General features: G+C 71.5%; 18 protein-coding genes. 12 read left to right on the plus strand and 6 right to left on the minus strand.

Annotated elements, in window-relative coordinates; all coding sequences use genetic code 11:
* Nucleotides 1–40: 40 nt before the first annotated feature.
* The gene (locus ACGFNI_RS07495; RefSeq protein ID WP_393681536.1) at nt 41–1,429 is read right to left on the minus strand and encodes an NADP-dependent succinic semialdehyde dehydrogenase; all 1,389 of its coding nucleotides are present in this window, start codon (nt 1,427–1,429) and stop codon (nt 41–43) included.
* A gap of 659 nt (nt 1,430–2,088) precedes the next feature.
* Here ACGFNI_RS07495 and ACGFNI_RS07500 point away from each other — a divergent pair.
* The 10 genes from ACGFNI_RS07500 to ectB all read left to right on the plus strand — a co-directional run bounded on the left by ACGFNI_RS07500 (nt 2,089) and on the right by ectB (nt 12,310).
* On the plus strand, nt 2,089–3,345 hold the full coding sequence (locus ACGFNI_RS07500; protein ID WP_393681537.1) for a SidA/IucD/PvdA family monooxygenase: 1,257 nt from the start codon (nt 2,089–2,091) through the stop codon (nt 3,343–3,345).
* 46 nt (nt 3,346–3,391) lie between these two features.
* Nucleotides 3,392–3,763, plus strand: coding sequence for a cupin domain-containing protein (locus tag ACGFNI_RS07505; RefSeq protein WP_393681539.1), 372 nt, complete (start codon nt 3,392–3,394; stop codon nt 3,761–3,763).
* A gap of 30 nt (nt 3,764–3,793) precedes the next feature.
* Nucleotides 3,794–5,053 (plus strand): cytochrome P450, encoded by a 1,260-nt coding sequence (locus ACGFNI_RS07510; protein ID WP_393681540.1) that lies wholly within the window; start codon nt 3,794–3,796, stop codon nt 5,051–5,053.
* Nucleotides 5,053–6,243, plus strand: a complete 1,191-nt coding sequence (locus ACGFNI_RS07515; RefSeq protein ID WP_393681542.1) for an NAD(P)/FAD-dependent oxidoreductase — start codon at nt 5,053–5,055, stop codon at nt 6,241–6,243. Before ACGFNI_RS07510 ends, ACGFNI_RS07515 begins: the two co-directional genes overlap by 1 nt.
* 10 nt (nt 6,244–6,253) lie before the next feature.
* A complete protein-coding gene (epsC, locus tag ACGFNI_RS07520; protein ID WP_393681544.1) occupies nt 6,254–6,967 on the plus strand; it encodes a serine O-acetyltransferase EpsC in 714 nt (237 codons plus the stop codon).
* Nucleotides 6,968–7,011: 44 nt separating this feature from the next.
* Nucleotides 7,012–8,640 carry a methionine--tRNA ligase gene (locus tag ACGFNI_RS07525; RefSeq protein WP_393681546.1) on the plus strand — a complete coding sequence of 543 codons (1,629 nt, stop codon included), beginning with the start codon at nt 7,012–7,014 and terminating at the stop codon, nt 8,638–8,640.
* Nucleotides 8,640–9,848 carry a hypothetical protein gene (locus ACGFNI_RS07530; protein WP_393681548.1) on the plus strand — a complete coding sequence of 403 codons (1,209 nt, stop codon included), beginning with the start codon at nt 8,640–8,642 and terminating at the stop codon, nt 9,846–9,848. The genes ACGFNI_RS07525 and ACGFNI_RS07530 overlap by 1 nt, the downstream gene beginning before the upstream one ends.
* A 38-nt stretch (nt 9,849–9,886) precedes the next feature.
* The gene (locus ACGFNI_RS07535; RefSeq protein WP_393681550.1) at nt 9,887–10,618 is read left to right on the plus strand and encodes a hypothetical protein; all 732 of its coding nucleotides are present in this window, start codon (nt 9,887–9,889) and stop codon (nt 10,616–10,618) included.
* 11 nt (nt 10,619–10,629) lie between these two features.
* Complete coding sequence (locus ACGFNI_RS07540) at nt 10,630–10,980, plus strand: cupin domain-containing protein (RefSeq protein ID WP_393681551.1); 351 nt, start codon at nt 10,630–10,632, stop codon at nt 10,978–10,980.
* 61 nt (nt 10,981–11,041) lie between these two features.
* A complete protein-coding gene (ectB, locus tag ACGFNI_RS07545) occupies nt 11,042–12,310 on the plus strand; it encodes a diaminobutyrate--2-oxoglutarate transaminase (protein ID WP_393681553.1) in 1,269 nt (422 codons plus the stop codon).
* A 7-nt stretch (nt 12,311–12,317) separates the two neighbouring features.
* Here the strand turns inward: ectB and ACGFNI_RS07550 are convergent, their stop codons facing one another.
* Nucleotides 12,318–12,881: a CGNR zinc finger domain-containing protein gene (locus ACGFNI_RS07550; protein ID WP_393681555.1), complete on the minus strand. Its 564-nt coding sequence runs from the start codon at nt 12,879–12,881 to the stop codon at nt 12,318–12,320.
* Between the two features lie 113 nt (nt 12,882–12,994).
* Between ACGFNI_RS07550 and ACGFNI_RS07555 the strand changes: the two genes are divergently transcribed.
* Complete coding sequence (locus tag ACGFNI_RS07555) at nt 12,995–14,311, plus strand: APC family permease (RefSeq protein ID WP_393681557.1); 1,317 nt, start codon at nt 12,995–12,997, stop codon at nt 14,309–14,311.
* 633 nt (nt 14,312–14,944) lie between these two features.
* Nucleotides 14,945–15,595, plus strand: coding sequence for a DNA-binding response regulator (locus ACGFNI_RS07560; RefSeq protein ID WP_393681559.1), 651 nt, complete (start codon nt 14,945–14,947; stop codon nt 15,593–15,595).
* Between the two features lie 30 nt (nt 15,596–15,625).
* Here ACGFNI_RS07560 and ACGFNI_RS07565 read toward each other — a convergent pair whose 3' ends face one another.
* The 4 genes from ACGFNI_RS07565 to ACGFNI_RS07580 all read right to left on the minus strand — a co-directional run bounded on the left by ACGFNI_RS07565 (nt 15,626) and on the right by ACGFNI_RS07580 (nt 21,210).
* Nucleotides 15,626–16,357 carry a pyridoxamine 5'-phosphate oxidase family protein gene (locus ACGFNI_RS07565; protein ID WP_393681561.1) on the minus strand — a complete coding sequence of 244 codons (732 nt, stop codon included), beginning with the start codon at nt 16,355–16,357 and terminating at the stop codon, nt 15,626–15,628.
* A 971-nt stretch (nt 16,358–17,328) separates the two neighbouring features.
* Nucleotides 17,329–18,615, minus strand: coding sequence for an MFS transporter (locus tag ACGFNI_RS07570; RefSeq protein ID WP_393681562.1), 1,287 nt, complete (start codon nt 18,613–18,615; stop codon nt 17,329–17,331).
* Nucleotides 18,616–18,670: 55 nt separating this feature from the next.
* A complete protein-coding gene (locus tag ACGFNI_RS07575; protein WP_393681563.1) occupies nt 18,671–19,810 on the minus strand; it encodes an amidohydrolase family protein in 1,140 nt (379 codons plus the stop codon).
* On the minus strand, nt 19,810–21,210 hold the full coding sequence (locus ACGFNI_RS07580) for a glutamine synthetase family protein (RefSeq protein WP_393681564.1): 1,401 nt from the start codon (nt 21,208–21,210) through the stop codon (nt 19,810–19,812). Before ACGFNI_RS07580 ends, ACGFNI_RS07575 begins: the two co-directional genes overlap by 1 nt.
* Nucleotides 21,211–21,228 lie beyond the last annotated feature (18 nt).

Below are 21,228 nucleotides of genomic sequence, written 5' to 3' on the forward strand. Positions count from 1 at the left end.
CCTGCCTGGCGGGGTCCGGCACGACTTCGGACTCACTCATCTAGCCGTACCAGAGCGTCGTGAGGTTGCAGAACTCGCGGATGCCGTGGCCCGACAGCTCCCTGCCGTACCCGGAGCGCTTGGCTCCGCCGAACGGCAGGCCCGGGTGGGACGCGGTCATGCCGTTGAAGAAGACGCCGCCCGCCTGGAGGTCCCTGGCCAGCCGCTCCTGCTCGGCCGCGTCCCGGGTCCAGGCGTTCGAACTGAGGCCGAACGGCGTGTCGTTGGCGATCTGCACCGCTTCGTCGAGGTCCGCCACCCGGTAGAGGGTGGCCACCGGGCCGAAGGCTTCCTCGTGGTGGATGCGCATGTCCGGTGTGATGCCGTCCAGCACCGTCGGCTCGTAGAACCAGCCCGCCGTCCGGTCCGCTGGGCGGCGACCGCCGCAGCGGGCCCGTGCCCCGCGGTGCACCGCGTCGTCGACCAGTTCCTCCAGGTCGGAGCGGCCCTGTTCGCTGGAGAGCGGGCCGACGTCGGTGCCCTCGTCCATCGGGTCGCCGACGGTCAGCGCGGCCATCGCCTCGGTGAAGCGCTCGGCGAAGGCGTCATAGACGTCGGTGTGCACGATGAAGCGCTTGGCGGCGATGCAGGACTGCCCGTTGTTCTGGACCCTGGCGGTCACCGCGGTGCGCACGGCGGCGTCGAGATCGGCCGACGGCAGCACCACGAACGGGTCGCTGCCGCCCAGTTCGAGCACGGTCTTCTTGATCTCGTCGCCCGCCACGGAGGCGACCGCACGGCCCGCGGGTTCACTGCCGGTCAGGGTGGCGGCGGCGATCCGCGGGTCGCGCAGGATGTCCTCGACGGCGCCCGACCCGATCAGCAGGGTCTGGAAGCAGCCCTCGGGGAAGCCCGCCCGCAGGAACAGGTCCTCCAGGTAGAGCGCGGTCTGCGGGACGTTCGACGCGTGTTTGAGCAGGCCGGTGTTGCCTGCCATGAGCGTGGGGGCGGCGAACCGTACGACCTGCCAGAGCGGGAAGTTCCACGGCATCACGGCGAGCACCACACCGAGCGGCCGGTAGCGCACCACGGCCCGCTGGGCGCCGGAGTCACGGACGTCGGCCGGGTCGGGGTGCTCGTCGGCGAGCAGTTCCTCGGCGTGGTCCGCGTACCAGCGCATCGTCTTGGCGCATTTGGCGGCCTCCGCGCGGGCCGCGGCCAGTGGTTTGCCCATCTCGGTGGTCATGGTGCGGGCGATGGCGTCCCGGTCGGCGTCCAGCAGGTCGGCGGCTTCGTGCAGCAGCCGGGCGCGGTCGGCGTACGACGTGGTGCGGTGGGCCTGGAAGGCCCGCTCCGCGAGGACCAGGCGGTCTTCGATCTCGCCCGGGTTGAGCGCGTCGAAGGTCTTGAGGGTCTCGCCGGTGGCCGGGTTGACCGTGGCGATGGCCATGAACAGCACCTCCTCGGTGGGTGGCGGGGCGGCGCCCGGGGCCGTCCGCGCCGGGTGTGCGGGGCCCGGTCAGGAGACCGGCGACGGGGCCGGTGACGGGTCGGGGACCGGGTCGGGGCCCGGCGGGCGCGGTACCGGCGACGGCGAGGGCTCCGGAGGTCCTGGCGGCACGGGAGGGCCGGGGAGCGGGGGCTCGGGGAGGGGGCCGGGCGGCGGGCCGCCGGGATCGGGCCCGGGGCCGCCGGGGTCGGGCTCGCGGGCCGTGGTCCCGTACGGGTACGTGGTCGGTTGCCGCTGCACTGCGTGCCTCCGATGGGTGGACTGCTGCGTGCGTGTGAGCCCCCGTACCCGAGTTTCGCCCGTCCATGGCCGCGGCGCACGACGAATCGCGGCGGGCGGCCTCCGGGAGGCCACGGGGGCAGCGGATGGTGGGGCTCCGCCTCCACCGACGGCGGAGAGCGCGGGGTGCTCCGCCCTACGGAGGTGGAATGTGAACCGCCTTGGCCGGGCGGGGAGTTGATCGTAATCGGTCCGGATGGCGGAAGACTCAATCGATCTTCCGCCCATAGAGTTCTGGCTGCCGTCAGGTGTGTCACAGCTCCCGCGAAGCACCTGCGACCGGATTGGAGACCTGCGCCATGGGATCTTTTGATGCAGATGTGATCGGTATCGGATTCGGCCCGTCCAATATCGCGCTCGCCATTGCCCTGGAAGAGATGTATCCGGAGGTGAAATCCCTCTTCCTGGAGAGCCGGACCACCCCGGTGTGGCAGGCCGGCATGCTCCTGAGCGGTTCCGACATCCAGCACCATCCGGTGCGTGACCTGGTCTCGCCGCGGAATCCGCGGAGTCACTACAGCTTCATCAATCATCTGCACGAGGAAGAGCGGCTGTTCCACTTCCTCAATCTGAACGTGCCCTTTCCGCTGCGCAAGGACTACGCGCGCTATGTCACGTGGGCGGCCCGGCACTTCGACGACCAGGTGCGATACGGCAGCCAGGTCACCGGCGTCGACCTGCCGGCGCAGGGCGAAGGGGCCGAGATCCGGCTGGCCGGCGGCGAGCGGCTCACGGCCCGTTCCGTCGTCGTCGCCCCCGGCCGCCCGCCGTACTACCCGTCGGCGCTCCGGAAACTCGCCGACGACCGGGTATTCCATTACACCCGGTATCTGGAACGCGTCGACGAGATAGCGGCGGTGCCATCGGCGCGTATCGCCGTCATCGGCGGAAGCCAGGGCGCCGCGGAAATCTGTCTCGACGCCGCACAGCGGTTCCCGAACAGCCGCATCACCAACGTACTGCGCGGTTTCGGATACCGGCAGAAGGACCTCAGCCCGTTCCACGGCGAGGTGTTCTTCCCGGAGTTCGTCGACTACTACTACGACGCCTCGCCGGAATCCAAGGAGTACCTCGACAAGCAGCTGCGGTACACCAACTACTCCGCCGCCGACATCGACGTGCTCACCGCGTACCACACCAAGCTCTACGAGCAGCGGCTCGACGGCGACTACCAGATCCAGCTGACCCGCAACAGCGACATCGTGAGCGCGGCAGCCGCCGAGAGCGGCATCACGCTGGAACTGGCCGAGCGCCACCTCGGCGAACCGAGCTCCCTGGACGTGGACTTCGTCATCGTCGCCACCGGATTCATCGACCTCACCGACGAGTCCGGCGGGAACTTCCTGCCCGACCTGCTCACCCCCCTCTCCCCGCGCGTCGGCCGCACCGAGCAGCGGCAGGCGACGATCGGCCGGGACTACCGCGTCCTGCCCGACACCGGCAAGGACCTGCCGCCGATCTACCTCAACGGGCTGTGCGAGCGGACCCACGGTCTCGGTGACGCGGGCTCCTTCAGCCTGGTGTCCCTGCGTGCCGCCGCCATCGCGGACAGCCTCAGCAAAGCCGTTGCCTCCTGAACCGTGCTCCGCAGTCCGTGCGCCGTCGCGCGCCGAAAGGAAAACGATGCACATCCACAGCTGGGATGCGGACGACCTGACGTTCGAGCCCGACTACAACACGAAGGCGCAGCGCCTGGTCCGCTTCGACGGCGCCGACGAGCCGTACGAGGGGGGTGCCTGGGTGATCGTGCCGCCGCGGACCACGATGACCGAACACATCAACCCCGACGGTGAGTCGGAGCTGTTCTACGTCGTCTCCGGGACGGGCGACATGGAGGTGGCAGGCGAGCGGCATCGGGTGAAGTTCGGCGACACCGTCTTCATCCCGCCGCACGAGAAGCACCTGCTGGTGAACGACGGGGACACGCCCCTGGTCTTCCTCTCGCTGTGGTGGGGCGGGCAGCCGTCGGACGGCGCAGCAGCCGCGCAGAACTGACCGCCACGCACCGAGCCCCGAGGAGGGAAAATGCCCGCTTCCGCACCGGACGCAGCGTTCCAGGAATACGCCGACCTGCTGCAGCCACAGGTCATCTCGGACCCGTACCGGGTGTACGACATCGTCAGGGAGAAGGAACCGGTGTGGTGGAACGCGCACCTGGATTCCTGGCTGCTGCTGCGCAACGACGACGTGCTGGAGGCCCTGAACCACCCCGAGCGCCTGTCGTCCGACCGCACGACGGCCTTCCTGGGACACCTCAGCGAGGCCGAGGAGAGCAGGTTCGCCGAGTGGGCCGCGATGCGCCGCCGGATGATGCTCTACAACGACCCGCCCCGGCACACCCGGCTGCGCCGCCCGGTGCAGCGCGGCATGACCGTGCGGCTGGCCCAGCAGATGCGCCCGAAGATCCAGAGCGTGGTGGACGATCTTGTCGACGCGGTGGTGGAGAGCGGCACCTGCGACGGCATCCAGGACCTGGGCTACCACCTGCCGGTGATCGTCAACTCGGAGCTGATCGGCATCCCGCGCGAGGACCGCGACGAGGTCAAGCACTGGACGGCCGACTTCGTCACGGCCATCAACGCGGGCGGCGCCAACGTGCCCATCGCCGACCTGGAGCGGGGCCAGAACGCCATCCTCGCCATGCGCGATTACTTCACCGCGCTCGCCGTCCGCAAGCGGGCCGAGCCGAGGGACGACCTGCTGTCCTCGCTGGTCAACCGCGACGAGAACCCGCTGGACGGCGACGACCTGGTCGCCACCTGCATCGTCGTGATGTTCGCAGGACTGGAGACCGCGCTCAACCTCATCGGCAACGGCCTGCTGGCCCTGATGCGCCACCCCGACCAGGTGCGGCTGCTCGGCGAGCGGCCGGATCTGATGCCGTCGGCCGTCGAGGAAATCCTGCGCTACGACGGCTCGTTGCACCTGGTGGGCCGCATGGCGACGGAGGACATGACGATCCGGGGCCGCAAGATAGCCAAGGGCGACAAGGTGCTGGTCATGCTCGGCGCCGCCAACCGCGACCCGAGCGTCTACGCCGACCCCCACCGGCTGGACATCACCCGCGCCGACAACCGCCACCTGTCCTTCAGCCACGGCATCCACTACTGCCCCGGTGCGGAGATCTCCCGCATCATGGGCGAGGTGTCGTTCAGCACCATCCTGGGACGCCTGCGCGACCTGCGGCTGGCCGACGGTGAGCTGACCTGGCAGCGCAACCTGTCCTTCCGCGGCCTGCGGAACCTTCCGCTGGAATTCACCCCCGGCCCGCGAAAGACGGCCTGATGCCACGCACCGCGGATGTCGTCGTCATCGGTGACGGAGTGGTGGGCGCGAGCATCGCCTACCACCTGGCGGCGGCCGGTTCACGGGTGGCGCTGCTGGCCAGGGACGGTGCCTTCGCGCACAGCGCCACCCGGCACTCGGCGGGCCAGGTACGGATGCACCACAGCGATCCGCACGACGCCAGACTGGCCGCGCTCAGCCTGGAGACCTTCGAACAGTGGCCGCAACTCATCGGCGGTGACTGCGGATTCCGGCGCACCGGCTTCGCCTTCCTCGTCGGCGACGAGCACGCCGACCGTCTGGCGCGCAGCGTCAAGGAGCTGACGGAGCTGGGGGTGTCCACGTACGGGCTGACCCCCGGTGAGTTCGCCGAGGCGCAGCCGGCGCTCGACCTGACGGGTGTGGCCGCCGTCGCCTACGAGCCGCGCAGCGGCTACGCCGATCCGGCCCGCACCGCGGCGGTACTGGCCGGCCGGGCACGGGCCCTGGGCGCCGATGTCGTCTCCGCGCGGGCCGGCGCCCGGCTGTGCCGCAGCGGCGACCTGATCACCGGGGCGGTGGCGGGCGACGAGACCGTCTCGGCCGGTCAGGTCGTCGTCGCGGCGGGTGCCGGGTCGTCCGGCGTGTGCGCGGACGCCGGGGCCGGCCTCGGCGGGGACGGCGGCGCCGGACTGCCGTTGCACGCCCGGCAGTTCGGCTGGGCGGTCGCGGACTCCGCCGCGCTCCCCGGCGCGGAGCGGCTGTGCATGATCATCGATGACACCGCGGGGACGTACTTCCGTCCGGACGGCCCCGGCCGGGTGCTGTTCCGGATCCCGCTGGAGCCGACCGCGGCGCCCGAGGGCTCGACCCGGATACCCGCGGACGCCGAGGAGATCGGCGTGGGGCGGGCGCTCGCCGCCCGCCGGCTGCACGGCATCACCGCGGCGCCGCTCATCGACGCCGCCCGCGCCGACGAGGCGTACACCGACGACGGCCGGGCGCTCGTCGGCCCGGTGGGGCGCCACCCGGGCCTGTACCTGGCCACCGGGTTCAACGGCGGCGGGTTCAAAACGGCCCCCGCGGTGGGCCGCGCCGTCGCCGACGAACTGACCACCGGAGCACAGCGGCCAGAGCTGGGCGCGTACCGGCCGGACCGGTTCGCGGCCGGGCCGCCCAGCCCGACCATCCAGCGCTACCGGCATATGTAGGGCAACTTCCATGAATCCACTTGTCCGTTGGCGATCCAAGCGGCAGGCCGGCGAAAGGGGGAAAGGCGGGAAAGAGGCGAAGGGCTCCGGCGAGAAGGGCGGCACGCTGCGTGCGGTGTGGCGCCACGCCCGTGAGGACGTCCAGGTCGTCTGCGACAAGGACCCCGCCGTCAACAGCCCGTTCGAGGTGCTGCTCTACCCCCATCTCCACGCCCTGTGGCTGTACCGCGCCGCACACGCGCTGTACCTGCGGGACCACCGCGTCGCCGCCCGCGCCGTCTCCCTGTTCGGCCGTGTCGTGTCGGGCGGCATCGACATCCATCCCGGAGCCAGGATCGGCCGCCGGTTCTTCATCGACCACGGGTGCGGGGTGGTGATCGGCGAGACCGTCCGCATCGGCGACGACGTCATGCTCTACCACTTGGTGACGCTCGGCTCGGTGGGCTGGTGGCACGACCAGACCCGCGGGCCCGGCGCCAAGCGGCATCCCACCCTCGACGACGGGGTGGTGGTCGGCACCGGCGCCTGCGTGCTCGGTCCCGTCGAGATCGGCGCCAACAGCGTGGTCGGCGCCAAGGCCGTGGTGATGACCTCGCTGCCCAGCGACACCCGGGTACGCGCAGGACAGGTCGTGCCGCACGGTTCGGAAAACGGCTCGCCACGCCGGGCGGCACCGGCCACCACCGTGAACCTGCGGGTGGCCGACCGCCGGAGCACCGAGTAACGCCGCCAGGCCCGCTCTCCTCCCATGAAAAGGACGGCACACCCATGCCACGGAACGTCTTGATCACCTGTGCCCCGCCGAACCCCAACGGTGACCTCCACCTGGGGCACCTGTCCGGCCCCTTCATGGGCGCCGACGTGCTGCGCAGGTACCTCGGCGCGCGCGGCGTCCCCGTCTCCTACGTCGCCTACACCGACGACCACTCCTGCTATGTGCCCAGGCGCGGCGCCGAGTTGGGGTGGGACGCCAGGACCACGGCCTTCCGGTACACCGGCCGCATCGAGCAGACCCTGGCGCTGGCCGGCATGCTGCCCGACACCTACGAGCACCCGCACCGCGAGCCCCTGCACGACGAGCTGGTCCGCGAGCACTTCCTGCGGCTGTGGGACAACGGCGTCATCAGGGAGCAGGAGCTGCCCACCCCGTACTGCCCCGACTGCGACCGCTTCGTCTACGAGGCGTACATCCGCGGCCGGTGCCGGTTCTGCTCGGCGCCGAGCGACGGCACGTACTGCGAGGAGTGCGGCTACCCGCAGGAGCCGGGCGGCGTGGTCGACGCGCACTGCGTGACCTGCGGCACGACACCGGAGACCAGGACCGCGAACCGGCTGGTGGTCCCGCTGGAGCCGTTCGCCGAACGGCTCGCCGCGCTCTGCGCCGACAATCCCTGGCGGCAGCGCGTCATCGACTTCTGCACGGAGATGGCCGCACACGGCCTGCCGGTGGTCCCGATCAGCCGGGAGCACGACTACGGCATATCCGTGCCGCTCGACGGGTGGGAAGGGCACATCCTCGACACCTGGTTCTGCGGCATCTTCGGCTACATGGCGGCGACCGCGGCACACGACAAGGCGCTCGGCAGGCCGGACGCGTGGCGGCGGACCTGGCAGGACCCGGAAACCGAGCTGGTGAACTTCATCGGCTTCGACTGCAGCTTCTCGCACGCGGTGCTCTGGCCCGCGCTGCTGCTCGGGCTCGGCGACTACATCACACCCAAGTACGTGATCAGCAACGAGTTCTACACCCTGGAGGGCGACAAGTTCTCCACCAGCCGCGGCCACGCGATCTGGGGCTCGGACTTCCTGCGCGAGGCGCCGTCCGACGCGGTCAGGCTGCACCTGTGCCTGACCTCACCGGAGAGGGGCAAGACCGACTTCCGGATGGCCGACTTCGACCGTACGGTCAACACCCTCCTGGTCGGGCGGCTGGAGGACTGGGCCGCTTCGGTCGTCGAACTGCTGGCCAAGGAGCACGGCGGCGTGGTGCCGGAGACCGACCAGGACCACTGGCCTGCGGCCGTCCGCGACCTCGCCGAGCGGCTGCCCGCCGACCTGGAACGCCACTTGGAGCCGGGCAGCTTCTCCCTCCAGGGCGCAGCCGCCGGCCTGGCCGAAGCGGTGGAGCTGGCCTCCGGCGCGCTCCGGCGGTTCCAGGAGGCACCGGCCACCGACCGGCCCGACCCGGCCGCGGTGGCCGCGGCACACGCCGAACTGCTCGCCGTCGTCGCGGCGGTCGCCTCGCCCCTCATGCCCGTCTGGTCCCGGCACGCCTGGCGCCAACTGGGCCTCGCGGACGGCTTCGACGGGGTCGGCTGGCCGGCGCGCGGCCGGCGGCTGGTACCCGGCGGGCAGCGGACCGGCCAGGAATACCGCCGGCTGTTCCAGACCCGGTGATGACGGGCCCGCTCCCGCGCTCCGCCCTGGCGCTTGCCGCCAACGTCCTGGGCGTCGGGGCGCTGTTCCTGCCGTGGACGGCCTACGCCGCCCACGGCGGGGCGGCGCTCACCGGCTGGGGCTACCAAGTGGCCGCCGGCGCCGTCCTGGTGGCGGCGCTGGCCGCTGCCGCTTCGGCGCCGGGCGCGGCACAGGGCGCGGTCCCGCTGACCGAAGCGGCGCTCGGCACCGCCCAGGGCCGCGCGCTGCGGGCCTACTACGCGCTCGGGGTGACGGCGGGGCAGGTGGTGGTGGCCCTGGTGAGCGCCGGGTTCCTGGCGCAGGCGCTGCGTCCGGTGCTGCCCCGGGCGGCCACGGGCGCCTGCATCGGCTGGGTGGCCGCCGGGGTGCTGGTGCTCTCGGCGGTACTGGCCCCGTCGGGCCGCTCGTTGCCTGCCGGTCTGCCGGTGTTCGGTGCCGTCCTCGTGCTGCTCGTCGCCGCGTCCGCGCTGGCCGGACCGGCACCGGCGGCGCCGCCCGCCGCCCCCGAGGTGACGCCTGGCGGCATCGGGCGGGCGGCGGCCCTCCAGTTCTTCGTCGTCGTCGGCTGGGAGGCGGCCGGGCGGCTCACTCCCGTCACCGGTGTGCGCCGGGTGGCCGGGCCGCTGGCCGGGGTGGCCGCGGTCGGCGCCCTGTACGCCGGGGCCCTGCTGGCCGCGCCGTCGGCGGGCACGGACGGCTCGGTCGCCGGGCTCGCCCTGCCTGACCTGGGCGGCAGCGGCGCGGGGCGGGTGGCAGCCGCCGCGCTCGCGGTCGCCGCCGCGGTGTTCTGCGCGCGCAACGTCCGCACCGCCGCGCGGCTGACCGCGCACCTGGCCGCGGGCCCCGGCCACGGCACCCGCGCGGCGGCCGTGGCGTCGGCAGCGGTGGGTGCCGTCGCCGTTCTCGGGGTGGCCTTGGTCCGCAGCGGGAATCTGGCCGCCACCGATGTGCTCGCCGTGCCCAACGCCATGGCCTGCGCCGTGTTCCTGACCGCCGCCTGCGCCTGCGTCGCGGTGACGACCGGGGCGCGGCGCGCGCTCGGCGTGGCCGCGGTCGCCGGCTACCTGCCGCTGCTGCCCTTCCTCGGGGTGGCGCTGCTCATCCCGCTCGCCGTGCTGGCCGCCGCCGTGGGGTCCGCCGTCCTCGCCGCGCACCGTGGCCGCGCCCGTCCGCGCGGCCCGGCGTGATCCTTGCCCACGCTCCCGCACTCCCCGGAGGAAATCCCATGCCCCTGCTGTCCCGTGGCGGGTTCGACCAGTTCGAGGCCACCGCAAGCGGCCCGGCCGCCGACGAGTACGGCCTGAGCGGGCCGCAACCGTTCACCGTCCTGCGCGAGGTCACCCGCGCGCTGCAACCCGTCCCGCTGGCCTTCGCCACGGCCACCGAGGAACGCGGCGTGCAGCTCACCCGGTTGAAGCTCACCCCGGGCAGCCGCGTGATGCTGCGGAGCGTCACGGATCCCGCCGCCCCGCTGCACATCCTGTGCTGGTCCTGGGACCTCAGCGGGGAAGCGCCCCTGGTCACCCCGGGTGCCGACGCGGACCTGTCCCGCTGGACCGCGCCGCTGCACGGGTCCGAACGCCTCCTGGCCGACGGCCCGTTGGAGCTGGTGCCGCCGCGCAAGGTGGTCGGCTGCCGGTCGGTGCGCGTCATTCTGTGGCAGTCAGGCCGGGTCGCCGATCCGGCGACCGTCACCGGTGAGGTGCGCGAGGCGCTGCGGCACAGCCGGCTCGCGAGCGTGCTCACCGCGCTGGCTTCGGGCGCGCCGACGACGATGATGACCGCGGTCGGGGTGCGGGAGGCCGCCGGTGAGCTGGGCCGCGAGATCGCGCCGGTGCTGCGGGCGCTGTGCGGCGACTATGTCGACTTCTTCGAGGGCTTCTACCCGGTGGCGCACGATAGCGTCCGTTCCGACCATGTCAGCGGTTTCCACAGCGAGTTGTCGCTGCGGATGTGAAGGAGACGGGCATGCCGGACGGTCCTGAGTTCCACGAGTTCGCGCAACTGGCCGAGCGGGGTGACGCGACCGGGCAGCGCTACCTGGAGTTCCTGCGGGGGCCGACGATGAGCGTCGGCCTCTACACCCTGGCGGCGGACGGGCAGGACCCGCAACAGCCGCACGCCGAGGATGAGTTGTACATCGTGCTGGCCGGCCGCGCCGTCGTCCACGCGGGCGGAGCGAGCCGTCCCGTCGGGCCCGGCTCCATCGTCTACGTACCGGCCGAGGTCCCGCACCGGTTCACCGACATCACCGAAGACCTGCGGGTCGCGGTGGTCTTCGCACCCCCCGAGAGCCGTCCCACGGGCGCCGCGGAATGACCCGCCCGAGCGCGCTGGGCCGCACCGCCACACCACCCTTCTCATCGCCCAGGAGCCTGCCGTGGCCATTACCCCTCCCGATCTGACCGTCTTCGAGACCCTGGAGTCGGAGGTGCGCAGCTACTGCCGCGCCTGGCCCACCGTCTTCGACCGTGCCCGCGGCAGCCGGGTGACCGACGAGGACGGCCACCGCTACCTCGACTTCTTCGTCGGCGCCGGATCCCTCAACTACGGCCACAACAATCCGGTACTCAAGCGCGCCCTGATCGACTACATCGAACGGGACGGCCTCACCCACGGCCTGGACATGTCCACCGTGGCCAAGCGGGCCTTCCTCCAGACCTTCCAGGAGGTCGTCCTGGGGCCGCGCGAGCTGCCGTACAAGGTGATGTTCCCGGGCCCGACCGGGACCAACGCCGTCGAGGCGGCGCTGAAACTGGCCCGCAAGGTCAAGGGGCGCACGCCGGTGGTCTCCTTCACCAACGCCTTCCACGGCATGACGCTTGGCTCGCTCGCGGTGACCGGCAACGCCTTCAAGCGGGCCGGCGGCGGCGTACCGCTGGTGCACACCACCCCCATGCCGTTCGACCGCTATCTCGACGACGGCGCCCCGGACTTCCGGTGGTTCGAGCGGATGCTGACGGACGGCGGCTCGGGGCTCGACCACCCGGCGGCCGTCATCGTCGAGACGGTCCAGGGCGAGGGCGGGGTCAACGTGGCCAGGCCGGAGTGGCTGCGGGAGCTGGCCGGGCTGTGTGTGCGCCACGACATGCTGCTGATCGTCGACGACATCCAGATGGGCTGCGGGCGCACCGGCGGCTTCTTCTCCTTCGAGGCGGCCGGCATCGTGCCGGACATCGTCACCCTCTCCAAGTCGATCAGCGGCTACGGGCTGCCGATGGCGCTCACGCTCTTCAAGCGGGAGCTGGACGTGTGGTCTCCTGGCGAGCACAACGGCACGTTCCGCGGCAACAACCCGGCCTTCGTCACCGCCACCGCCGCGCTGCGGGCGTACTGGGCCGACGGGCAGCTGGAGAAGCAGACCCTCGCCCGCGGCGAGCAGATCGAGCAGGCGCTCGCGGCGATCTGCGCGGACCACTCCGCTGCGGGGGCCCGCCACCGGGGCCGCGGCATGGTCCGGGGGCTGGAGTTCGCCGACCGGGGGCGGGCCACCGCGGTGTGCCGGCGGGCCTTCGCGCTCGGTCTGCTGACCGAGACCTCGGGACCTGACAGCGAGGTCGTCAAGCTGATGCCCGCCCTGACCATCGGCGCCGATGAGCTGGACGAGGGGCTGCGGACGCTCGCCAACGCGGTACGGGACACCGCATGACGTACCGTCACCGCTGCCGCCTGCGGTACGCACGTGTCTTCATGCGGTTCCCGCACAGCTCGGCGGAGCACCAACGGCCGCGCCCGGGGCGTGACTTGTCGTAGAAGACCCAGTGGCAGTCGGGCGCCTCGCACATCTTCAGCCGCCCCCAGGCGCCCGACGTGACGGCGCGCGCGGCGGACAGGGCGATGTGCCCGAGCGCGCCGTCCACGTCCGCGCCCGCGGGAACGAGGCGCGGCGGCTCCCCGGGGGCCGCGCTGAGCCGGAAGCTCAGCCGGATGCCCTGCGGGGAGCCGCCGTCCGCCGCTTCGGGATCCTCGCCGCGGCTCAGGGCGGCGCGCAACTGCGCCCGCAGGTCGCGCGCGCGGGCGAGATCTTGCCCGCTCACCCGGGAATCGGCGGGGAGCAGTTCCCTGGCGTACAGCCAGGCTGCCAGGGCCCGTGGCGTGGACAGCAGGTCGTCGCCGTGCAGCGGGATTCCGTACCGGGTGAAGGTGCGCAGGTCGAGGGTGTTGAGGAAGGAGTGCAGCAGCGCGGCCTCGGGTGGCGGTGTGCTGCTTGTGACGTCCATGAGCTGTCCCCGCACCGAGTTTTGCGACACTTCTTATGGTCAATTGTAAGTGTTGACTTCCCATCCGTCATTCTCCTAGGTTCTGCCTGGAGAAGTGCCTTGGAGGAGGAACGATGGCTCAGCCGTTACAGCGCACCATCACGGTCACGCAGGGCATCGCCCTGTACGTGGGTGCCATCGTCGGCGCGGGCGTACTGCTCCTGCCCGCGCTGAGCGCCACCCGCGCGGGACCTGCCTCGATCGTGGCCTGGGTGTTCGACGCCACCCTCGGCATCCCGCTCGCGCTGACCTTCGCGGCGCTCGCCAGCCGCTTTCCCGACGCCGGCGGCGTGGCGACGTTCGTCACCAAGGCGTTCGGCCCCGCGTCAGGCACCGTCGCCGGCTGGTTCTACTTCATCGCGTCCGCCACCGCGCAGACCCTGGTGGCGCTCACCGGCGCCTACTACGGCGCTTCCTACCTGGGCCTCTCGCGCGGCACGACGTTCCTCTTCGCGGGCGGCATCCTGGTCGTCGCCACGGTCGCCAACCTCCGCGGCATCAAGGTCAGCGGGCGGCTGCAGCTCGTCTTCGCCGCGACCGTCTCCCTCATGCTGCTGGCCGCCCTCGTGGTGTCCGTTCCCCGGTTCACCGCCGCGAACTGGACGCCGTTCGCGCCGCACGGCATGTCCGAGGTGGGCAGCGTCGCCGTCGTCATCTTCTTCGCGTTCTTCGGCTGGGAGGCCATCACCCACCTCGCCGAGGAGTTCCGCGATCCGGTACGGGACGTCCCGCGCTCCACGGTGATCAGCGTCGGCGTCATCACCTTCCTGTACGTCGGCGTCGTCGTGGCGACGATCGGCACCAAGACCTACGGTTCCGACGACGTGAACCACACCGTCATCGCCCGGCTGCTGGCCAACGGCGTCGGCGGCCCGATCGGGACGATGACCGCCGTGATCGCCATGCTGATCGCGCTGGGCACGGCGAACGCCTTCGTCGCCACCACCTCGCGGCTCGGATACGCGCTGGCCCGGGACGGTGCGTTCCCCGCCCCGCTGGCCCGGGTGAGCCCGCGGGGCATCCCCGCGGTGTCCGTCCTCACGGTCGGCGGCTATGCGACGGCCGGACTGGTCGTCAGCTACTTCATGCACTGGGGCCCCGAGACGCTGCTGGTCGTACCGAACTCGCTCGTCATCATGACGTTCGTCGCCGCCATGGCCGCCGGGGTGCGGCTGCTGACCGGCACCCGCCGGGTGCTGGCCGTCATCGGGACCGTGCTGTGCCTGATCCTCGTCCCGTTCAGCGGCGTCGTCATCGTCATCCCGGTGCTGATCGCGGCGCTGGCCCTGCTCTACCGGTACTGGACCCGGCGGCGGGGCGCCGGACGGCCGGCCCCGTCCGACGAGGGCCAGGAGGACGAGAAGGAGGCCACGGCGGTGCGCCAGGAATGAGCGGCGCGCGGCTCCGGCGGCCACCGGCGGAACGTTCGCGTCGGCAACGGCCGGCCCTCAGGGCGGGCGCCAGCCGGAGACCGCCGCTCCGGAACGATCCGCGAGGGCGGTGATTACGGAGCGTTCCCCCCGGCCCGGTTCCCGCACCGGAGAGATCCGGACGTATCCGCAGATCACCCGCGAGATTCTCCGGCCCGCGACGCGCGGCTTCAGACATTCCGCCAAAACGGCAGGAAGGTCGCAACCGATCCACCGCCGTGAAGCATCTAGCGTATCGCCACAACGGTGTGGAATATTCAGGGGCATCACAGTCGCCCCAGCCACTCGGCCGGGATCCCTGGGCGGGGTGCATGGTGTTCCGAGACCGTTACAGGTGTGCGCATGAGCAGGTCGCAGAGCGGAAACGGGTGGGGGTGATCTTCGTCGCCGATCGAGTCGGCACACCGGACAATCGACGGCATCAGCGGTAAACGCATCCCGGCCTCACGGTATTTACGCCTACAGCCTCGGAAGGCGCCGCGCAAAATCTGCACCACAGATGTGTGTGCACGCGCCTGGGGAGCCGCAAACATGACGATTTGCCCAGCCAGTCACACCCTCAAAAGGGACAAAGGCGAGGTTAAGCGCATCATCGTGTTCGACCAGAATGAATTAAGCAGAGCCGGCTTCACCTCACTCATCAATGGTGAATCGAACCTCGTCGCCACGGAAGCGGACCACCGCACAACGGAATTGAGCAGCATCATCGGCCATCTGCGCCCCGATGTCATCGTCGTGGCCGCAACGGACCGCATACTCGACGAATTAAAGGGATTGACCACGGCCACCGCCACACTGCCCGTCATCGCCTTCGCCGACCACTGGGACCTGGAATCCGCTGTCAGCGCGCTCCGGCTCGGCGCCCGCGGCCTCGGAGAGAAATCCGGAAGCCGCTCCATGATCACGGCAGCCATTCGCGCCGTCGCGGCCGGCGGGACATATCTCGCCCCTTCGGTGGCCGACCGGGTCATCGGTGCCGCACTCGACCAAGCCGTCGTCCCGGACACGGCGGTGCTGGCGAAGCTCGCCACGCTCACCGAACGGGAGAGCCGGGTGCTGAACCTGCTGGCGGACGGCCTCGCCACGGCGGACATCGCGGAATCGCTCGCGGTCAGCTCCGCCACCGTCAAGTCACACATCTCCCACATGCTGCGGAAACTCGGGCTCCGGGACCGCGCCCAGGCCGTGGCGTTCGCCTACCGGTCCGGCCTGGCGAGCCGCGATACCTTTCCCAGCGCCGCATGACAGGGTTCCCTCGTCCCCTTTCACGCCGACTCACCCCTCGGATTCGGCGACCGGGAGTGCGCCGAGCACGTCGGCGCACTCCCCTGCCCGGGTCATCGCCGAGATGTGCGGCGGCATCTCGATATCCGCGGAAAGCAACGGATCGGGCTCCGGATTTCCCCGGACCGTGCCGAGCGGAATCACTCCGGCCCAGCGGTTCGTCATACTGTCAGGACCCTCACCGTCATCCGGCGGCCCGGTGCGTGCCTTCACCGAAACCTCCGAAAGGCCGAGCGCCAGCAGCGTGGTCGCGGCGGATTCCTTACGGCTCGGTCCGCGCGCGTAATCCCACTGTCCTGGCGCGCACTGTTCGGTCACCGCGCGCAGGCCGGCCAGTTTCTCGTCGGGGTCGGTGACCACCCGCGGAACGCCGTAGATCATGACGCTCCGGTAGTTGATGCTGTGCTCGAAGACGGAACGCGCCAGCACGATTCCGTCCACCTGCGTGACCGTCACACACACCGGCGTATCCGGCGCCTGGACCAGGCTGCGACTCGCGACGGAGCCGTGCAGATAAAGGACGTCGTCACCGACTCCGTAAACCGTGGGAACGACCATGGGGGCACCGTCGACCAGGACACCGAGATGGCATACGAAGCCGGCGGCGAGAACCTCATCCAAATCAGCCCGGGTGGTACGGACTTTCTCCCGTCCGCGACGCAGCCGCGTGCGATCAGTGACGGTCAGTTGTCCGTCGTCCGACCGGTCCGAGAGCTGGTTCACCCCTAATTCTCCTGACTGTGGATCCACATTGTGCGGCCCTGTCCCGAATCAGGGGGACATCGGAAGGCACTATGACGTGCGAACTTCACAGATGAAGTATCACCGAGCGGAACGATGTTAGCGCACTTCGGAATTCAGGGGAAGATCGTCTTTAATTGCGTGAGCACATTCGAAAAAAACCAGCCGTCGCCGCACCGGGCGAACACCGCGCTGACCACGAACCTTCTTGCGTCACGGCGGCACCGATGGCCACCACCCTGACCGCACTGCCCCCGCCGTCCCGGCGCGCTCCACGGCGACAACCACCGCGACCCGCCGCCACCTGCGCCGACGGCTCCGGCAACGCGGCGCACGGCCCCGCATCCCCCGCGGGCACGGAAACGCCGTCACCAACAGCGCGGAACACCGCCGGGTGGCCGAACACCCCGCCCCCGCCGCCCACTTACCCGCCCGCGCCCTCACTGTCAGCCACCGCGCTCACCGCCCGCCACCGGCATCCGCCGCACCCCTCGCGGGCAGAACCCGTCGGCCACAGGGATCCGCGCGACAGCCGCCCTCCGCAAACGGTGGTGTCAGGACCTGGCCTGCCTTCATCCGGCCGTGCGCCGATGCGTACCGCTCGGACCGCGGAATCCTTCACGGCCTTGGCGCGAACACCAAATCATTCACCGAACCCGGCCATCTTCATTCTTGACCGGGGCGGGAGAGCAACTCACCGCTACGCCCCACGGCGTGCGACTGCCCGCCGTGGTCACGGATAGCGGATAGCGGACACGTCATCCCGCCGCGCCGCCCGCCCCCGATATCCGTGCGCCGAATAGCCGCCGACGACGAGGCCGCACGAAGAAACCGCGCGCCGCCCGGCATTCGCCGTCGCCGCGCACCCACCGCGAATTCCGGCCCCGCGCACGCCCGATGGCGCCCCCGTCCGACGCCAGGACGACGGCCCTTGCCCCGCCCCGCCCCGCCCCTCACGGCTGCGGATCCCGCGCGTCGTAGCGGGCGAAGGCGCGGCGGCCCAGGCCGAGGGCGGTGACCACCAGGACGCAGGCGAGGCCGCCGACGACGACCGCGGTGGCGGGCGAGGTCAGGTCGGCGGCGGACCCGGCGAGGAAGTCGCCGAGGCGGGGGCCGCCGGCGACCACGACGATGAAGACGCCCTGGAGCCGGCCGCGCATCTTGTCGGGGGTGGCGGCCTGGAGCATGGTGCTGCGGAAGACCATCGAGACGGTGTCGGCGCAGCCGGCGACGGCCAGGAAGAACAGGCCGAGCCAGAGGTGGCGGGAGAGGCCGAAGCTGGCGACGGCGGCGCCCCAGGCTCCGACGGCGACCAGGATAGCCAGGCCGTGCCGGCGGATGCCGCCGAGCCAGCCGGAGAACAGGCCGCCGAGTACGGCGCCGACGGCGGGCGCGGCGACCAGCAGGCCGACCGTCTTGGCGTCGCCTCCGAACCACAGTGCCGCGATGGCGGGGAAGAGGGCGCGGGGCTGGGCGAGGACCATCGCCGCCATGTCGGTGAAGAACGTCATGCGCAGGTTGGGCCGGGTGGCGAGGAAGCGCAGCCCGTCAAGGACGGAGGCCCTGCGGGGCGTTGTGGCGCCGTCGCCTTCCCCGTGGTCGGGCCGCATGGCGGGCAGTCGCCACATCGCGTAGAGGGAGGCGCTGAAGGCGGCCACGTCGATGAGGTAGGCGGCCTGGTATCCCCACAGGCCGACGATGACGCCGCCGAGCATGGGGCCGCCCATCAGGCCGAGGTTGCTGGTGAGCGAGCTGAGGGCGTTGGCGGCCGGGAGCTGTTCGACGGGCAGCAGCCTGGGGATCATCGACGTGCGGGCCGGCGAGTTCATCGCGAAGCAGACGGCCTGGAGGGCGACGACGCAGTAGAGCAGCCAGACGTGCCGGTAGTGCGCGAGCGCGGCGGCGGCCAGCACGACGGACAGGACGGTGGCGCCGGCGGCGCTGTAGAGGCCGAGTTTGCGGCGGTCGACGGTGTCGGCGATGGCGCCGCCGTAGAGCCCGAAGACGACGAGCGGTACGAGGGAGCACAGGCCCACCAGGCCGACGGCGAAGGTGGACCGGGTGAGGGAGTAGACCTGGAGGGAGACCGCGAGGGCGGTCATCTGCTGGCCCATCCAGGAGACGGTGTTGCCGCACCACAGCCTGCGGTAGTCCGGCGAGCTGCGGAGCGGGGTGAGGTCGGCGAATATGCGGGGGCGGGCGGGCGCTGAGCCCTTCGTGGGTATTGGTGTAGGAGGCACGCGGAAGTAAAGCACGGGGGCGCCGCACGTTCTTCCCTGACGGCCGGTGGTGCGGTCAGCCGCCCGTGAGGCCGTACACGCGGCGGGAGTTGTCGGCGGCGATCATGGCGCCGACGCGTCGGGCGTCGTCCTGCGACCAGGCGCCGGACGCGGTCCAGTCGCCGATGACGGTGTGCAGGGCGGTGCGGAACAGGGCGCTGCCGACGGTGTAGAGCTCCGGCAGGCCGTAGGCGTCGGTGGAGAAGAGGAGTTTGCCGAACGGGGCGAGTTCCAGGAATTCGGCGAGTACGGCGGCGGCGCGTGCTCCGGTGTGGGTGAGCGTCAGCCCGATGTCGGCGTACACGTGCGGGAAGACGGCGGCCAGGTAGGCGGCCTGGCGGTGGTACGGGTAGCAGTGCAGCAGGACGAGGTCGGTGCCGGTGTCGGCGGTGGCGCGGACGAAGTCGGTGAGCAGTGCGGGGTCGGCGTGGTCGATGCGCAGGTCGGGGTCGCCGAATCCGGTGTGGAGTTGGAGGGGGCGGCCGGTGGCGACGGCGAGGTGGATGAGGTGGCGCAGCAGGACAGGGTCGGTGAGTGTGGCGGGTCCTGCGGCCAGCCAGTCGCGGGCGGCGGTGTGCAGGCTGTCGTGGGTGGGCGGCCTGGGGTCGAGGGCCAGGCCGTGGCGGTAGGCGGCGACGGTTTTGAAGGCGACGGCGTTCCGGGCTGCGTCGCGTACGGCGTGGGCGAGGGTGCCGGTGAACTCCTCGGCGTCCCTGGTGCCTGCCGCGAGGTGTTCGGCGAGGGTTTCCAGGCGGACGACTTCGTGTCCGGTGGCGCCGCCTGCCGCGGCGGTTTCGGCGGGTCCTGTGAGGTTGCCTGGGAGTCCGGTGTCGAGGAGGTAGGTGCCGATGCCGGTGGCGGCCAGCAGCCGGCGGCGGGTCTCGTCGGGGCCTAGTTCGTGGCGGCGGGCGAGGTAGCGGTCGGGCGGGCAGTGCGGCGGGAGGCCGAGCAGGGGTGGGCACCAGCGGCGTACGGCGAAGCCTGCCTGGGTGTCGAAGAAGGTGGTGCCGGGGGCCGGCGGACGGTCCGATTCGGTGAGGAGTCCGGTGAATTCGGCGGGGGTCGGGGCGTGGCGGATGACGCCGTGGCAGTGGTGGTCGACCAGCGGCGGGAGGCCGTCGTCGGGGACGGCGGGCCCCGGGGTGCCGGTCGTCATCACCAGCGCCAGCGGGTCTCGGCGGCGATCTCGTCGGCGTCGCTCCCGGCGAACCGGGCTTCCTCCGCGCGGCGTACGGCGAGTACCGCGCCGTGCAGGATCTCGCCCATCGCGTCGCGGAGCGGGGCGGATTTCTCCAGGTGGTCGGTGGCGTCGGTGAGTGTGGCGGGGAGGCGGACGATGCCGCGCCTGCTGCGTTCGCGGACGCCGAGTGCGCCGGGGTCGCCGCTGACGGGTTCGGGGAGCGGCGTACCGGTTTCGATGCCGTGCAGGCCGGCGGCGATGACCGCGCCGACGACGAGGTAGGGGTTGGCGGCGGCGTCGAAGGGCTTGATCTCGGCGTGGCCGCCGTCCGGGTCGTCAGGGGCTCCGGTGATCAGGCGCAGTGCCGCCTCGCGGTTCTCGACGCCCCAGCACTGGTAGACGCCGGCCCATTGGGAGGGCTGGAGCCGCAGGTAACTGGCGGGCGAGGGGCAGCCGATGGCGAGCAGGGCGGGGAGGGCGGTGAGGATGCCGCCGAGGAAGGCGGCGGCTTCGGGTGCCAGGCCCCAGGGGGTGTCGGGGGTGCGGTGCAGGCTGTGGCCCTCGCGGTACAGGCTGAGGTGGAGGTGGCAGCCGTTGCCGACCTGGCCTGCGACGACGGTGGGGGCGAAGGCGGCGCGCAGTTGGTGGCGTTGGGAGACGGCGCGGATGGTCTCGCGGACCAGGACGATGTCGTCGGCGGCCCGTACCGGGTCGGCGGCGGCGGTGGAGACCTCGAACTGGCCCGGCGCGTACTCGGGGTGGAGCTGGAGTACCTCGATGCCCTGGACGGTGAGCGCTTCGGTGATGTCGCGGAGGTAGTCGGAGAGTTCGACGATGCGGGTCATGCCGTAGGCGGGGCCCGCGCAGGGGTGGTCGAGCGGGGTGTGCGGGTCGGCGGGGTGTGCTCCGCCGCCTTCCGGGACGCGGCTGACGACCCATTCGGTTTCGAAGCCCATGCGCAGGCCGATTCCCGCGTCGGCGGCGCGGGCGGTCATCCGCCGGGCGAAGTCCCGCTGGCAGGCGGGGTGGGGGGCGCCGAGCTGGTCGTAGCGGTCGGCGGGTGCCCAGGCCCAGCCGGGCTGCGCGGCGAGTACCGTGACGCGGTCGAGGACGGGGAAGATCCGCAGGTCGCCGTCGGGACCGCCGAGGTGGGGGGATTCGGTGATGGCGTCGTCGGATGTGAAGACGTCGAAGACCGGGGACATGCCGATGCCGCGTTCGGCCGCGTTGCCGATGCGGGTGGCGGGGATCGCTTTGACGCGTGCGATGCCGGCGTTGTCGATCCAGGTCAGGGCGATGTTCCTGACCCCTTCGGCGTCCAGGTGCGCTGCCAGTTGGCGGGCTTGAACGCGCTGTTCCGCCGGTCGCGATGCCATATGCCGTCCTCACTCGAC

The sequence above is a fragment of the Streptomyces sp. NPDC048644 genome (assembly GCF_043199105.1).
Lineage (GTDB): Bacteria > Actinomycetota > Actinomycetes > Streptomycetales > Streptomycetaceae > Streptomyces.

Bases quoted from the DNA above. Each gene is read 5' to 3' on its own strand.
- ACGFNI_RS07525 (WP_393681546.1), top strand. From the start codon at position 7,012: ATGCCACGGAACGTCTTGATCACCTGTGCCCCGCCGAACCCCAACGGT.
- ACGFNI_RS07510 (WP_393681540.1), top strand. From the start codon at position 3,794: ATGCCCGCTTCCGCACCGGACGCAGCGTTCCAGGAATACGCCGACCTG.
- ACGFNI_RS07540 (WP_393681551.1), top strand. From the start codon at position 10,630: ATGCCGGACGGTCCTGAGTTCCACGAGTTCGCGCAACTGGCCGAGCGG.
- ACGFNI_RS07535 (WP_393681550.1), top strand. From the start codon at position 9,887: ATGCCCCTGCTGTCCCGTGGCGGGTTCGACCAGTTCGAGGCCACCGCA.
- ACGFNI_RS07575 (WP_393681563.1), bottom strand. From the start codon at position 19,810: ATGACGACCGGCACCCCGGGGCCCGCCGTCCCCGACGACGGCCTCCCG.
- ACGFNI_RS07555 (WP_393681557.1), top strand. From the start codon at position 12,995: ATGGCTCAGCCGTTACAGCGCACCATCACGGTCACGCAGGGCATCGCC.
- ACGFNI_RS07530 (WP_393681548.1), top strand. From the start codon at position 8,640: ATGACGGGCCCGCTCCCGCGCTCCGCCCTGGCGCTTGCCGCCAACGTC.
- ACGFNI_RS07550 (WP_393681555.1), bottom strand. From the start codon at position 12,881: ATGGACGTCACAAGCAGCACACCGCCACCCGAGGCCGCGCTGCTGCAC.
- ACGFNI_RS07495 (WP_393681536.1), bottom strand. From the start codon at position 1,429: ATGGCCATCGCCACGGTCAACCCGGCCACCGGCGAGACCCTCAAGACC.
- ACGFNI_RS07515 (WP_393681542.1), top strand. From the start codon at position 5,053: ATGCCACGCACCGCGGATGTCGTCGTCATCGGTGACGGAGTGGTGGGC.
- ACGFNI_RS07580 (WP_393681564.1), bottom strand. From the start codon at position 21,210: ATGGCATCGCGACCGGCGGAACAGCGCGTTCAAGCCCGCCAACTGGCA.
- epsC (WP_393681544.1), top strand. From the start codon at position 6,254: ATGAATCCACTTGTCCGTTGGCGATCCAAGCGGCAGGCCGGCGAAAGG.
- ACGFNI_RS07505 (WP_393681539.1), top strand. From the start codon at position 3,392: ATGCACATCCACAGCTGGGATGCGGACGACCTGACGTTCGAGCCCGAC.